This window comes from Collimonas arenae (genome assembly GCF_001584165.1).
Classification (GTDB): Bacteria; Pseudomonadota; Gammaproteobacteria; order Burkholderiales; family Burkholderiaceae_D; genus Collimonas; species Collimonas arenae.
Map to the genome: position 1 here is coordinate 1085047 of NZ_CP013233.1, position 13583 is coordinate 1098629.

At 50.5% G+C, this 13583-nt stretch carries 14 protein-coding genes, 1 tRNA gene and 3 pseudogenes; 16 read left to right on the forward strand and 2 right to left on the reverse strand.

The features are described 5' to 3' along the window. Positions 1-227 precede the first annotated feature (227 nt). The gene (locus tag CAter10_RS22720; RefSeq protein WP_156477056.1) at positions 228-392 is read right to left on the reverse strand and encodes a hypothetical protein; all 165 of its coding nucleotides are present in this window, start codon (positions 390-392) and stop codon (positions 228-230) included. Positions 393-541: 149 nt separating this feature from the next. Between CAter10_RS22720 and CAter10_RS05110 the strand changes: the two genes are divergently transcribed. From CAter10_RS05110 to CAter10_RS05135, 6 genes and pseudogenes are all read left to right on the forward strand, one after another. Then, positions 542-967, forward strand: a complete 426-nt coding sequence (locus tag CAter10_RS05110; protein ID WP_061532563.1) for a DUF1924 domain-containing protein — start codon at positions 542-544, stop codon at positions 965-967. 99 nt (positions 968-1066) lie between these two features. Continuing rightward, positions 1067-1492: a diheme cytochrome c gene (locus CAter10_RS05115; RefSeq protein WP_231879283.1), complete on the forward strand. Its 426-nt coding sequence runs from the start codon at positions 1067-1069 to the stop codon at positions 1490-1492. After that, positions 1464-2197, forward strand: a pseudogene (locus CAter10_RS05120) (cytochrome b/b6 domain-containing protein). The gene CAter10_RS05115 and the pseudogene CAter10_RS05120 overlap by 29 nt, the downstream one beginning before the upstream one ends. A gap of 27 nt (positions 2198-2224) precedes the next feature. Beyond that, a complete protein-coding gene (locus tag CAter10_RS05125; RefSeq protein ID WP_061532565.1) occupies positions 2225-2896 on the forward strand; it encodes a response regulator in 672 nt (223 codons plus the stop codon). After that, positions 2893-4259: pseudogene (locus CAter10_RS05130) on the forward strand (ATP-binding protein). Before CAter10_RS05125 ends, CAter10_RS05130 begins: the two are co-directional and overlap by 4 nt. A gap of 125 nt (positions 4260-4384) precedes the next feature. Next, entirely contained in the window at positions 4385-5446 is a 1062-nt protein-coding gene (locus tag CAter10_RS05135) for an AI-2E family transporter (protein ID WP_061532566.1), read from the forward strand. Between the two features lie 31 nt (positions 5447-5477). On the opposite strand, the gene CAter10_RS05140 is transcribed toward CAter10_RS05135, so the two are convergent. Beyond that, a complete protein-coding gene (locus CAter10_RS05140; RefSeq protein ID WP_164840417.1) occupies positions 5478-6077 on the reverse strand; it encodes a P-type ATPase actuator domain-containing protein in 600 nt (199 codons plus the stop codon). Positions 6078-6335: 258 nt separating this feature from the next. Between CAter10_RS05140 and CAter10_RS05145 the strand changes: the two genes are divergently transcribed. From CAter10_RS05145 to CAter10_RS22725, 10 genes and pseudogenes are all read left to right on the forward strand, one after another. Continuing rightward, positions 6336-6878: a cytochrome b gene (locus CAter10_RS05145; protein ID WP_061532568.1), complete on the forward strand. Its 543-nt coding sequence runs from the start codon at positions 6336-6338 to the stop codon at positions 6876-6878. 57 nt (positions 6879-6935) lie between these two features. After that, positions 6936-7733, forward strand: a complete 798-nt coding sequence (locus CAter10_RS05150; protein ID WP_128082986.1) for a hypothetical protein — start codon at positions 6936-6938, stop codon at positions 7731-7733. A 276-nt stretch (positions 7734-8009) separates the two neighbouring features. Next, positions 8010-8519, forward strand: coding sequence for a hypothetical protein (locus tag CAter10_RS05160; protein ID WP_061537023.1), 510 nt, complete (start codon positions 8010-8012; stop codon positions 8517-8519). Between the two features lie 234 nt (positions 8520-8753). After that, the gene (locus CAter10_RS05165) at positions 8754-9251 is read left to right on the forward strand and encodes a hypothetical protein (protein ID WP_061532572.1); all 498 of its coding nucleotides are present in this window, start codon (positions 8754-8756) and stop codon (positions 9249-9251) included. 13 nt (positions 9252-9264) lie between these two features. After that, positions 9265-9468, forward strand: a pseudogene (locus CAter10_RS24490) (DUF6678 family protein); the annotation flags it as partial. A 133-nt stretch (positions 9469-9601) separates the two neighbouring features. After that, on the forward strand, positions 9602-9976 hold the full coding sequence (locus tag CAter10_RS05170) for a hypothetical protein (RefSeq protein WP_061532573.1): 375 nt from the start codon (positions 9602-9604) through the stop codon (positions 9974-9976). Positions 9977-10074: 98 nt separating this feature from the next. Beyond that, positions 10075-10494: a hypothetical protein gene (locus tag CAter10_RS05175; RefSeq protein WP_061532574.1), complete on the forward strand. Its 420-nt coding sequence runs from the start codon at positions 10075-10077 to the stop codon at positions 10492-10494. 237 nt (positions 10495-10731) lie between these two features. Next, the gene (locus tag CAter10_RS05180; protein ID WP_061532575.1) at positions 10732-11166 is read left to right on the forward strand and encodes a WapI family immunity protein; all 435 of its coding nucleotides are present in this window, start codon (positions 10732-10734) and stop codon (positions 11164-11166) included. Between the two features lie 1108 nt (positions 11167-12274). After that, complete coding sequence (locus CAter10_RS05185; RefSeq protein ID WP_061532576.1) at positions 12275-13174, forward strand: sterol desaturase family protein; 900 nt, start codon at positions 12275-12277, stop codon at positions 13172-13174. After that, positions 13146-13266 (forward strand) — tRNA-OTHER (locus tag CAter10_RS22725). The genes CAter10_RS05185 and CAter10_RS22725 overlap by 29 nt, the downstream gene beginning before the upstream one ends. Positions 13267-13583: the final 317 nt, after the last annotated feature.

Genomic DNA, 13583 nt, shown 5'->3' on the forward strand with positions numbered 1-13583 from the left:
AGGTAGTCCTATGTAAACATGCGCCGGGGATAGCATCGAGGCTACCACGCGATGATAATCCTTGATTACATGCATATCTGGATTGATTCAGGTCAAATTCATCGACAGTTTATAACTAGGTGCAGATCTATTATGGCACCCTCGTCGAGGAGCGTTCCATCCTGAGCAACTGGGTGATATCTGCGCGAAAGGCGCAAGACGAATGCGACGTATTGTCATACGCAAATTCAAGTCAAATGGAAGTTCGTTGTCGCAGCAATGTTGCGGGCTTCTCCGGGATGACCGGCCAAGTTTAGCGGTATGGAAAGGAACGTCACCGCAACAACAGGTAACAGCGTGGCGAATACGACGCCAAGATACTGGCGAATGAATAACTGTAGGGCAGGATGCATGGCAGATTTCCTTGATTGAAATGATTGATGCTGAATGCTAGCCGCCACACCTTAAGGAATGCTTAAGGCAAAGGCATGCTAAGAAAACCTTAAGAAAACAGCCTCATCATGAATTCCAGGAAATAACCATCAACCCGGAAGGTATTGCCATGAAGCTATCGCCGTTTGCGAAGTCCTTGATTCAATCCGTTGTGCTCTTGCTCATAGTGGCTGCTCTTGCGCTCACGTCCGTTGCCGTCCACGCAGCCACTCCGGCAGAACTCCTCTCGAATTATTCTGCACAAGCGGGATCGCCTGCCGTACCTGCCCGTGGGCAGCAACTTTTTATCACGCGCCACGGCCGCGAATGGAGTTGCGCCTCTTGTCACGGCGCCGTACCCACTCAGGCCGGTAAGCATGCATCAACAGGTAAGCCTATCAATGCGATGGCGCCTGCCTTTAATCCTGAGCGCTTCACCGACGCAGCCAAGAGCGAGAAATGGTTTCGTCGCAACTGCAACGACGTCGTCGGCCGTGAATGCACTGCTGCTGAGAAGGCGGATGTATTGAGCTGGCTACTGACACTCAAGCCTTGATCGCGACAATCCCTTAACGCTCGATGAGAATAAAATATGAAATCTCTCTTTTGTTCGAACGTCACTCGACTCATATTCAGTTTAATCGCTGCTATCGGAATGGCTGCCCCAGTCATGGCCGACAATGACAGACGCTCTCAGCAGGTTCCAATGTTGTCTAAGTACCAGCAGGAATGCGCCGCCTGTCACGTCGCCTATCCGCCCGGCATGCTTCCGGCTGCATCCTGGCAGCGGCTACTGAATAATCTGCCGCACCATTACGGCACGGATGCCTCACTGGATCCGGCAACGGTGAAGCAACTTGCGACCTGGCTCACGAATTATGCTGGCACCTATACGCGAGCTAATGAGACGCCGCCCGAAGATCGCATCACCCGCTCGCCATGGTTCATACGCCAGCACGATGAAGTATCTGCGGCTACCTGGAAATTGCCTGCAGTGAAGAGTGCAGCCAACTGTATTGCCTGCCACACCCAATCCGACAAAGGAGATTTCAATGAACGCCATATCCGAATCCCCCGTTAAGTCGCCAGCGTCCGATACGAACACGCGGAAAATCCTTGTCTGGGATATTCCCACTCGGGTCTTTCACTGGCTGTTAGTTCTGAGTTTTGGCGGGGCTTATCTCACCGCCGAAAGCGAAAGCTGGCGGCTACTGCATGTGACGCTCGGTTACACGATGGCCGCCTGGTAGGCTTTCGCCTCATGTGGGGATTAATAGGTACGCGATATGCGCGTTTCTCGACGTTTGTACGCGGCCCCAAGGCCGTTGCACGCTATCTCGGCGCATTGCTGCGCGGGCGTCCTGAACACTATACCGGACATAACCCGGCAGGCGCGTTAGCTATTGTGGCTTTGCTCACGCTGGCGTTAGCAGTCAGCGCATCAGGTTGGGCCACATATAACGATATCGCGGGTGATCGGGTTCAGGATATTCACGAAGCGGTGGCCAACGTAATGCTGGCCATCGTCGGCATCCATATTGCCGGCGTACTGGTAGCCAGCTGGCTGCATCGCGAGAACCTGGTCGGCGCGATGTTCACCGGACGTAAGTTGGGCAGACCGGAAGACGGCATTCGGAGCGCATGGCGCAGCGTGGGGGCACTGTTGCTGGTGGCGGTCCTGGCGATTTGGTGGACGCAATGGCAAAGTGCGCCAACGCCAGGTCATCTCGCTGACCGACCCATTGCATCGACCAAGGCTGGCGATCATGATCGTGATGGCGACTGAGGGCGCCTTCGTGCGACAATCCAACCCATGCACATCCTGCTTGTTGAAGATGACCTCCTACTAGGCGACGGCTTGAGAGCCGGATTGCGGCAGCTTGGCTTTCAGGTTGACTGGGTGCGGGATGGTCAGGCGGCGGAAAATGAGTTGCGCACGCAGCCTTATGCCGCTGCGGTACTCGATCTCGGCCTGCCGCTGAAAGATGGCATTGATGTGTTGACGGCCATTCGTCGTGCAGGCGTCTCGGTGCCAGTGCTGGTATTGACTGCGCGTGACGCTGTGCCTGACCGTATCAAGGGGCTCGACATTGGCGCTGATGATTATGTAATCAAGCCGGTCGACCTGCATGAACTGGCCGCACGGTTGCGCGCGCTTGTTCGGCGCGCGCACGGTCAGCCGCAGGAATGCCTCGCCGCGCAAGACGTCATACTTGATCCTGCTGCACATTCGGTGTTACAAAAAGGGGAAAACGTCATTCTGTCGACCCGAGAATTCGATCTGCTCCACGCGTTCATGCTTAACGTGGATCGCGTGCTATCACGTGAGCAGCTTGAACAGCATCTCTACAGTTGGGGGCAGGAGGTGGAAAGCAACGCCATCGAAGTACATATCCACAATCTACGCCGCAAGCTAGGAAACGCATTGATCCATACAGTGCGCGGCGTTGGCTATATTTTGTTGCGAGAATCACAGAAGCCATGATCAAACTACCCCGTTCATTGCAAGTGCGGCTGCTCCTATTGGTATTGGCGATGGTAACGGGTGTCTGGTTGATCTCAGCAACACTAATCTGGTTCGACGCACGCCGCGAACTGGATGAACTCCTGGATAGCCATCTGGCGCAAGCAGCAGCGTTGTTAGTGGTGCAGCAAGGGCAAGAGGCCGACGCCGACGACCGCAGCATTGACGCGCCTATATTGCATCGCTACGCCCCAAAAGTTGCTTTCCAAGTCTTCCACGATGGCCGCTTGACACTGCGTTCGGCCAATGCGCCGCTCCAGCCGATGGTCGAACCTGGCCAACGTCATGAAAATGGCTTCGAGACGGCGCAGATCAACGGCGTCATGTGGCGTGTTTTCAACGCCAATGGCGCCGAAAAAGACGTGCAAGTATATGTAGGTGAACAAACAGATTCAAGAGCTTTGATCATGTGGGCGATGCTACGCACCACGCTATGGCCGACAGTTGCCGCATTGCCTTTATTAGCATTGGCGATCTGGTGGGCGGTGTACCGGGGCGTCGCCCCTATGCGTAGACTCGGATGGGCTCTCGCTTCGCGGCAACCGCAAGCATTGCATCCAGTGGAAATACCCGATGCAAGCTCGGAAATGGAGCCAATGATCAATGCACTGAACGGACTATTCGAACGCATAGGGGGGCTATTGGAAGCAGAACGCCGCTTTACTGCAGATGCGGCCCATGAATTACGCACTCCGATTGCTGCAATTCGCGCTCAGGCTCAAGTGGCGCTAGGCGAAGCCGACGACACATTACGAAAACACGCGCTAGAAAATACACTGGCGGGCTGCGATCGCGCTACACGCCTGGCGGAACAATTATTAACTCTATCCAGACTGGAAGCCATCGCAGCACCGGCTATGGCTGACGTCGATTTGGTGACTTTGACAAAAAGGGTATTGGCTGAGCTAGCACCGAAAGCTGTCGGAAAAAACAAGTACTGGAATTTGAAGCAATAGGGTCGTATTCAATTCAAGGTGAAGAGACATTATTGGCAGTTTTGGTGCGCAATTTGGTGGACAATGCGGTGAGATACAGTCCGCCGTCGGGCCGGGTGGAAGTAAGAATAAAACGAGAGGGTGGTCGTGTTGTGCTAAGCGTGGACGATAGCGGCCCGGGCCTGTCCGAGACCGACATCGCTCGACTTGGCGAGCGATTCTTCAGGGTGCCGGGCAGTATTGAAAGCGGTAGTGGACTTGGCTGGTCAATCGTACAGCGCATCGCAACTGTGCATCGGCTAGAGCTAAAAGTTGAGCGATCGCATGAACTTGGAGGGCTCGTGGTTCGAGTCATCGGAGAGATGAGTGGTCCAAAAGTGCCTAGCTAGAGATATTTATGTCCTTAGATGACTATTCCAGTGCCTTCATGCTGCAGTGCATCTTTATGCTGCTCAGTTGCCTTTTATTGCGCTAAATCAAAGACGTCCGCCAATTGCCCGTTATTGTGAGCAACATGGACCCTAGATCGTTCACTCCATGGCTACAACACATACTGCCAGCCGTATTAGTTAGCGGTTTATTTGCGCTTGTTTATCTAGTGCTGGCGCCATTTCTGGCCTCTGTCGCGTGGGCGGGAGTGCTGGCGTATATCACCTGGCCTATATATCTGCGGATTCACGTTTGGATGGGTGGTCGACGCTCCTTCAGCGCGCTATTGGCGACGATATGCATGGGAGTTTCGTTGGTATTACCGCTGCTATGGCTGATTGTGATGGTTGAAAAGGATTTGGTTGTCGAGTACAACACTTTCCAGGCCTATTTAAAGCAAAGCGAGCATCCTATTCCAGGCGCCATTACCTATTTCCCATGGATCGGAGAATACCTGCAGAATTGGTTGGAAAAACATCTTGCCGATCCGGTGCAATTAGAGCAGTACCTGGCGCAATGGCTAGCACAAGGAGCACACCAATTGCTTATTCTGTTTGGAGGGATTGGACGAAACATTGCGAAGCTTGCATTTGCCATGATGACGCTATTTTTTTTCTATCGTGATGGCGAAACGGTCTTACATCAGATCCGAGGTGTTTTGCGAAGCTTAGTGGGCGAACGAGTCGATGCTTACATGAGTGCTGCTGGTCATATGTCTAGGGCCATTCTCTTGAGTGTGATTGTTGCCGCAATAGTACAAGGCGTCATTGCGGCGATCGGATATTGGGTGGTTGGTATTGAGGCGGCTGCCTTACTCGGTATTGCGACGGCGCTTGCTTCCGTTATTCCGCTCTTTGGAACGGCTTTGATCTGGATTCCACTCAGTATTGGATTATTGTTGAATGGCCACCTTTGGCCGGGACTCGGGTTAATCGCATGGGGTATCCTGCTGATCCATCCGGCCGATAATCTGATTCGTCCTCTGCTGATCAGCAACGCAACAAAAATTCCGATCTTATTCGTTATGTTCGGTGTTCTTGGCGGACTTGCAGCTTTTGGATTAGTCGGGTTATTTTTAGGACCAGTGATTTTAGCCGTCGCAATTGCAGTCTGGGGCGAGTGGATTAAATCAATTGATCCTGCCTGACCGCAGAAAGACAAAAAATGATTGCTACTAGCTAGTAATATGTGCTTTCCGCCGAAGTAGCCCCAGCCAAATATTCGAATGGAGTCCCTGCGTTGATTGTTCCGCGCAGTATCCTGTCACCTGCATGGCGCTCGACAAGCGCCGCTTCACCGGTCAATGCGGATGCGTCGAGCAAAGCAGTTGCTGACGCGATGGTGCCGTCGACCGGGATCACCTCGCCGCTGCGTACAGCCAGCCGGTCACCCGGTCTAATAGCGTGAATAGATATTCGAACCAGTTGCCCTTGTTCAATGCGATAGGCAAATTTTGGTGCGCATGGCAGTATTGTAGACCGTTCCTTGCGGGCGCGCCGCTGCGCATATGACTCTAAGGTCCGGGCACTTGCGAGCATGATACCCATCACGATAGCGATCAGAAATTGTCTCGCAGCAAGCGCACCAACTATCGAAAAAAGCGCCAATGCATTGATGCCCAGTTTCCCCCACGAAAAACCGCGTCGCATGCTCCGAATCAGGATTAACAAAGCGGGTACGGTACCAGCAGCCCATAGCAAATTTGCCAGATCGGACCTGTCACCCAAGCGAATGGCAAAACCGATCGCCAAGAAGATGGCGGAAGTAAGTAAAGCCATGAAATTGGGTGAGCAAAGAGCGTTCATATACAAAGCTTCAAATTTATTGGAATGCCTTCCGGTCGGCAATGTGCTAAGTTTCGGCTAAGTACGACCGGCCATGATGGTTGTCGCAAAGACCTGCGCAGGCAACGACGTAAGAATGGGGGATATTTTAAATATAATCAAACGTTTGCTATCTGATGTTCCAACAAAAAAATCTTCGTCCAGACGCTGTTTCAATCCAACAACAAGGACCCGCATCTTCGGCAAAGAAAAATGCAAACAATAACCGTTCCCAAATACTCTGCACCAGCGAAGTTTTTTCATTGGCTGACCGTACTTCTACTTGTGATTCAGTACGCCATCGGATGGCTGATGCCTGATATTGGGCGCGGTACGCAGCCAGTCGGATTGATTAGCTGGCACCTGTCCATCGGCGCGTTGATCGTATTGCTCGTGATAATAAGGTTGCTATGGCGCTGGACGCACCGTCCGCCGCCGGAACCACAAATAGTGTCGCCGTTGTTGAGTCGCATTGCGCAAGGCACCCACTGGCTACTTTATTTGCTGTTGATAGCTTTCCCGCTAATGGGCTGGGCCAACGCTTCGTCGCGCGGCTGGCCGGTATCGCTGTTCGGCGTGCTTCCCCTGCCAGCGCTATCATCCAAGGGCTCACAACTAGGCCATACGCTTGGCGACATGCACCAGTTGTTCGTCTGGGTACTTATCGCCGTCATCGGATTGCATGTTGCGGCTGCGCTGTACCACCATTTCATCGTCAAAGATGACACGTTGCGGCATATGTTGCCGAATCGTTAGCGATTCGCAGAGACGCACTCGTTGCGTCCAATCGGGCATTTTCACCAAGGGGAAATGATGAGTCAGACAATGAAGTTTTTCCGCACATTGAGCATGGGACGGACAGCAGCTTTCCTGATGCTTGCTGGAGGCGCTGGGGGCGCTGCTGCCGCGCCCGAAGAAATTCAAGTCTATATGGATGAAATGAACAAACCTGGTGAATTTGGTTTGGACATTCACAATAACTACGTGCTTTCCGGCTCGCGCGAGCCTGATCACAGCGGCGGCTTGGTGTCGCGCCATACATTCCGTGTCACACCCGAATTCTCATATGGACTGAGCAAAAGCTTCGAACTGGGGGCTTATGTCCTGAGTGCGCGAGGTCCAGATGGCGAAACAAGAATCGATGGCGAGAAACTCCGCGTGAAATTCATTGCACCAAAAGCTGAAGAGAACCCTTTCTTTTATGGCGCGAATCTAGAAATCGGACGCGTTGATCATCGGTTGGATGAAAATCCGTGGAATGGCGAGTTGAAAGGAATCTTTGGTTATAAGGGGGGCCGTTGGACCGCAGCCATGAACGCCAATATCGATTTCAAGATTTCAGGTCCGGCGGCAAATCCTACTAGCCTGGAAATTGATACCAAACTTGCATATAAAACCAATTGCGGTTATCAACTGGGCGTGGAAAGCTATAACGCGCTGGGACCATTCCGGCAGCTCGGTGCCCTCGGCCAGCAAAGTCAGACTTTGTATGCCGTAATCGACACGTCTATCCACGGCTGGGATCTCAATTTTGGGATAGGTCGAGGCTATGCTGGGGCAACCGACAGGTGGGTCCTGAAAGCGATAGTTGGGGTGCCATTTGGAACTTGACGATATTTTTGCCCCGCTTTGACTACGTCACCTACCAGCACTAGAAACTAGCACACAGTTGTGTCGACGAAGTATCTGATCTTGCTCCTCTGGCTCAGTAGTTTTCTGCTTTATATGACTGCCACTTCCAACGCGTCAAAATGCAATTTATCTTCTTTGAGCAATGACATTAAATCAGCAACCGCGTTTTCGATATCGCAAATTAGGTCAGTGTTCTTTGACAAACGCTCGATATTGCTTAGGTGACTAAAATGATGAAGCACCTTCAAAATTCTCTTGGCCTTCAAAGTGCCGAATAGAATTTCAGAGCGCATATCGACTGTGATATCAACATTAGATGGAAAGCTCAACGACGGACGGGTCATTGTCGTTGAACAAAAGAAGCGCGCCGACCGTGGAATCGCGCGAGAGGTTTGGCTGACGATCAATCTCCCTGAATTTAGTTCTCAGCCAATTGTATGGCACGAACACCTAGATCCTCTGGTAGTTAATATTCACGCGGGAAGGCTCTATGTTGTAGGTATGCCACCCACTCAGCGCGAGTTTGAGCTGCTTGGGAGACCTCAACCTTCATACCTTGCTTATATTTGGGAAAACGGTACTTGGAGACGAATACCGTTTTCGGAAATCCCGGAAGCAATTTTCGATGCCAATATGTTCTTGGAAGGGCTCCCGCTTGCGAATGAAAAACTTGTGACTTTGGCGCAAAAGGATCCTAGTTTATTGAACGAATATCCGAGGTGGTTGAGGCGAATTGACCCAAAATTTATAGGACCGTTCTACTAAATTTTTTAACGCAATGAGTTAGGTTTGAATCCTTGGGCGTGCGCACCTCATTGTAGTGCCCTATACGAATAGCGACTGTCCACAATGTAGAAACTCGAAAGGCCACTTCGGGGCGAAATCGGGCTACCGCAATCGGCTCAAAACGGCCAGTTGCGGACAGTCGAATGTGCTTACCGCACTGGACGACGTACTGCAATCATTAAAACTCGCTCGGCATTTCAATCAAGTTAATATATGACTATGAAAATACTTCGAATTCTCTTTTCTGCTTCGGTTTTTTTTGTTGCGGGTTCCGTCTTGGCTGGAGAAAGTGGAAGCCCATCCTTTGTCTCGGACAAAAATATTCAAAAAATAGCGGAGACATACGCACTGGATGCAATCCAGCTCGCGAAAACTCAATTGGGAATTAGTCTTGACTGGACCGACGATAGTATCGGCGAGGTAGAAAAGGCGATGACAAGTATTCACACCTCTTACATGACGACATCACCACGGCCAACGGATGAGCAGGTTATGTTGTTCGCAACGCGCTACGGGAGCTATGTAGGTGAAGTTTATCGTCGTAATCATGGAGCCGAATGGGGCATGGTCACACTCGGTGGTCAAAAATTTCCAGGGCTTCAAACCAAGTCCGGAATAAATTTTTGGCCGTGGGCACGAATATCGAATCGCATCGTAGATGGCGCTGAAAATAACGTTCTCGACTATTACAAGGTGCTGTTGAAAAAGTAGGTACGCTTATGTCAGTGCGTGGGATGGGGAATGGTTCCACCACTTCTATGGACACCACGAAGAGGATGAGTGGGTTGAGATTTCCGTGACATCCGCGGCCCAGCGTGAAGCTGTTCTGCGAGTGCTCCGCTCAGTGCATGTGCCTGGCGTCACGACAGAGACAGGATTCAAAATCTTCGGCTACGTGCCCCTTGGTATGCATGTCGAATATCTATAACCCACCATGGCACTCACCTATGATCGGCCGATAAAATTGGCCGCTATTCAACAACAATGATCACTTGGTGAATTGCTGCACATTTACCTTCATCTATGTGACATTATCTCTATTGGACAATATATAGAAAAATATGGACTGGGAACCAATTTCCGAAGCATCACTATTGGATAAAATCAGCGCGGCTGAGATTCGCATGAATCCTCAGCAAGCCAGGTTGTGGGAAGCTATACGTATCGTGCCACATAAGTGGGAAGAAAAATCCTACGGAAAGCTTGGCAACGGGTTCTGGATAGTCGCTATTATCGGCGCTACGGTGATTTGGTACAACGATATTGAAGACGGGTTCAATCGTTCTCATTACACCAGTTTTGGCACGATGGATGAATATTGGTGCAACCAAGATGAACTTGAGATGGCGCTGCAGCACGTACTTAATTTCGTCGAAACTGGCCAAGAAACGAGGACAACGATAGGCCCCTCAATGCCCGGCAAATGGTCGCGCTAATTAAGGCCGCAATCAGCCAGTAGTTATTGTTCGTTCTTTGTTTGGTCATTTATCGGGTATGACATTTTTGAATATGCCACCACGTTGAGAATGCATCGATGCTAAGAATTGAATTTGAGGAGCCGACTGAGTCAGTCTGTAATTGCTGCCAAAATACGACAGTCAGACTGACACGATTTGTATACAAAGGTGACGATGCGTTCGCCGTCTACTACGCACAATATACGCATGGGCACAGCGAGAAGCGTCTCAGCGGCATTATCAGCTTAGGCGAGTGGGGCTGCGACGAGGTCGGCCCTGAAGCCAGGTTGGCGTTCCCATTCCAGATTTGGGTGAATGGTGACAATTTCCAAGTTGGTTTGGTTGATGCGGTAGACTCCCCCTGGAGCCACGTGACCTTCTTAGGCCGGATACTTGACCGCAAAGAGGCGCTGGCACATGAGTGGATTAATGACGTATTCCACATCACTGACCACATGGTTCAGGATGATAAAGAAATCGTGGAGTACCTCAGTTAATATTGGCCAATTTTGGTCGTTATGAAGGCGACGCCGACTTGCTTGCTCGTAGAGCGTTGGATGTGAACCCGAGCTATGCGGCCGAATTCGGCCACAAACGGTCATTGAAGATGCTTCGCTCGTACGGTCCACGGTGGTCGTCCGGCCGTATGAATTACTGTCAACCAGCATAATAGGTCGGTAGTCTGTCCAATTAGGCAGCATTTTTTCTTACTCTAATTCAAATTAATCGCCTATATGCATTCTTTCTCTCTCGGCGGCTCTAGTCGCGAAAAGGTCATAGTCACAGTTCATGGATACGAACGTCCTCCCATTGGGGACTACCACGATGACAACTGGCTTGCCGTCGTTGTTCAGGTAAATGCCGGCGCGTTTTCGGGGAAATTTGACGCAGCTTTTCTTACCGAGGACTTCGTCAGCTTTTTTGCACAATTGCGTGACCTCTATGATTCTCTGAAGGGTGAGGCGATTTTTTCTACTCTCGAAGAGCAGCTGACTATTCGTGTTGCCAGTGATGGTCGCGGTGGTGTTTCTGTCGCGGGTGAAGCATTAGATCAGCCTGGTATCGGAAACAAACTTGTGTTTAAGCTCGCCATGGACCAAACAAACCTATTGCCAGCATTGAGAGAGCTAGACGAAATTGTTTCGCGGTTTCCGGTTCGCGGCGCTTAACATGACAGTAGATTGTGACGCCGCGATAATGTTCGTTCTTTGGACTGGCTAGGTCTAGTGGCGCGCATCACTTTTGCGTTTGAGTGTCTGCTTTCGCAAAGCACGGGTGACCGTTTAGGGTCGTTTACTGCCTGTCGCAACACATATCAGTTGGTCATGACGTGTCTCGTATCCTGATATAGTGTCAGGATGGAATATGGCTGTAACCCGCATGGATATTAGGTCTACGAAGAATATGTCTAATATCTATGCGGAATACGTTGATTTGTTTTCGGGGCATAGCGTTTTATCATCAAACGAATATTAGACACTTTTTCGTCAAAATTTTATTCTGAGAGTAACCTTTTTAAGGATCTCAATGTGATAAATACAACCGGAGCACATGTTGCGCGAATCTGATCAGGAATCGCCTCGTAACGGAGTGGACTTGAATTCGACAATTGAAACCCGGGAGGACGCCATTCAATGGTTCTGCGAAAAGGGATTTTCTGCGTTCAGGCGCGATTGGAACTACGGAGAGACTGTGTGCGTTTGTGCGTGTCAAGATGTAGCGGCTATGCGTGAAGTACCCGTATTCCAAGGCGTAATTTGTATTCACCCCTACCGTGGAGAATGGGCCTACTCCGATTTATCAAGTCCCGAAGCGATCATCTTATGTGGAACATTGCACAATGCCTCGCACAAAGCAGCGGAACTTTTGATTCAAAAATTGGCGAATGATGCTAAGGTGTCTCGTGATTCCAATTGGCGGAGCAAGTGAAGGCGACGGACCATAACAAGTCGCTCGAAAGCTTCCCAAGCTAATTAAGTTTTCCATATTTAGCGCGGCTTCGCGGCCGATTTCCGCTTCGCAAATATCTGATTTCTGCCACCTCGCATCCCAATAAACTGGCGGGACTATACATTTTTGCGGGGCGTTTTCTATGGGGACTTTCCCTCTAAAAAAATTGGGCTATTTGTGCGCGGATTCGTGATTGTTTCTGGACTTCTGCTGGTCCCACATTTCCAGTTGTAGATGGCTGACTTCTTGCAATATTCGTCTCAAACTAATTGCCATAGAAAATTCTCAGTATTACGCTTCTCGATATCTCCTTACTGGTGAAGCACCATGAGCGTTTTGTCCACAATCCTTAAATTTTCTGTCGTCATAGTCCTGCTGGCTTCAATCGTCGAAGCAATCGTACTATCGATTACGCTAGGGAAAGATGCTTATGACTGGAAGGCGGCTTGCGTATCAGTGGTCGACTTCCTAATCCGCGAATATCCATTGCACTGGTTGCTCCCATTGTTGTTTTGGATCGATTTGATGGATTGGTTCTGGCGACATCGGCTATGGACGTTGCCAATGTTCCATTGGAGTGGCTGGCTTGCATGCTTTGTCGGGCAAGAGTTCTTCTATTATTGGTATCACCGCATGGCGCACCGCGTGCGATGGTTCTGGTGTACCCACGCTGTTCACCATTCACCCAATCAGCTCAATTTGTCGGCAGCATACCGTTTTGGATGGACCGGGCGTCTTACGGGCTCGTTACTATTCTTCATGCTAGCCCCGTTTCTCGGCATGCCACCGCGTATTGTCTTGATGTTGTTGTCGCTGAATCTCTTATATCAGTTCTGGATTCACGCAACCTGGATTCCACGCCTTGGACCGTTGGAGTGGCTGCTGAACACACCATCGGCTCATCGCGTGCACCATGCGTCGAATCCAGAATATCTAGACGGAAATTACGGCGGAGTACTGATTATCTTTGACCGCCTCTTTGGCACGTACATCAGCGAGAGAGCCGATGTGCCATGTCGCTTCGGATTAGTAACGCCTGTCAAAACTTACAATCTGCTCGTCATCGAATTCGACGAGTGGAAAAAGCTAGCTCATGATCTGAAAATGGCGCGAACAGCGCGAGAAGCTCTGACCTACTTACTGAAGCCACCGGGTTGGCGACATGATGGAAATGGGGAAACAACCGAAGACCTTAAGCGGAGGTCTGTATTGAGAAATACGCTATAGAGTGAACATCGTTTGGCCGTAGACGCATGTTCGATTCGCACTCCCAACAAATCAGCTTGCGGACGCGGGTTCGATTCCCGCCGCCTCCACCATCACACACCGCCCCAAACCTCGCCAGACCGCGTAAATGCTAGATGTTACAAAAGCTACTCGGTCTGGCGTGGTCTGGAAAGGTCTACGTTTTCGCCCAAATTCCGCCCACGTTTTAACGCTAGATGAAAAACGGGTGCGGAACAAATGATAAAAAATCTACATCATCTCTGGGGAACGCAATTGTTCAAGCTGATTCAATTCTCGCGCCTTGACTTACCTAGGGCAAGGTATCTCTGAGTATGCCGCTCACACCTGACTAAATGACAATACAAAACTCATCATTTCTCATTTCTCCATTTTCTTATTGTTAATATTA

Excerpts from the sequence above, each read along its gene's own strand:
- CAter10_RS05110 (WP_061532563.1), top strand. The coding sequence starts at position 542 with ATGAAGCTATCGCCGTTTGCGAAGTCCTTGATTCAATCCGTTGTGCTC.
- CAter10_RS05115 (WP_231879283.1), top strand. The coding sequence starts at position 1,067 with ATGGCTGCCCCAGTCATGGCCGACAATGACAGACGCTCTCAGCAGGTT.
- CAter10_RS05140 (WP_164840417.1), bottom strand. The coding sequence starts at position 6,077 with ATGGCTTTACTTACTTCCGCCATCTTCTTGGCGATCGGTTTTGCCATT.
- CAter10_RS22720 (WP_156477056.1), bottom strand. The coding sequence starts at position 392 with ATGCATCCTGCCCTACAGTTATTCATTCGCCAGTATCTTGGCGTCGTA.
- CAter10_RS05145 (WP_061532568.1), top strand. The coding sequence starts at position 6,336 with ATGCAAACAATAACCGTTCCCAAATACTCTGCACCAGCGAAGTTTTTT.
- CAter10_RS05175 (WP_061532574.1), top strand. The coding sequence starts at position 10,075 with ATGCTAAGAATTGAATTTGAGGAGCCGACTGAGTCAGTCTGTAATTGC.
- CAter10_RS05185 (WP_061532576.1), top strand. The coding sequence starts at position 12,275 with ATGAGCGTTTTGTCCACAATCCTTAAATTTTCTGTCGTCATAGTCCTG.
- CAter10_RS05170 (WP_061532573.1), top strand. The coding sequence starts at position 9,602 with ATGGACTGGGAACCAATTTCCGAAGCATCACTATTGGATAAAATCAGC.
- CAter10_RS05180 (WP_061532575.1), top strand. The coding sequence starts at position 10,732 with ATGCATTCTTTCTCTCTCGGCGGCTCTAGTCGCGAAAAGGTCATAGTC.
- CAter10_RS05165 (WP_061532572.1), top strand. The coding sequence starts at position 8,754 with ATGACTATGAAAATACTTCGAATTCTCTTTTCTGCTTCGGTTTTTTTT.
- CAter10_RS05135 (WP_061532566.1), top strand. The coding sequence starts at position 4,385 with ATGGACCCTAGATCGTTCACTCCATGGCTACAACACATACTGCCAGCC.
- CAter10_RS05150 (WP_128082986.1), top strand. The coding sequence starts at position 6,936 with ATGAGTCAGACAATGAAGTTTTTCCGCACATTGAGCATGGGACGGACA.
- CAter10_RS05125 (WP_061532565.1), top strand. The coding sequence starts at position 2,225 with ATGCACATCCTGCTTGTTGAAGATGACCTCCTACTAGGCGACGGCTTG.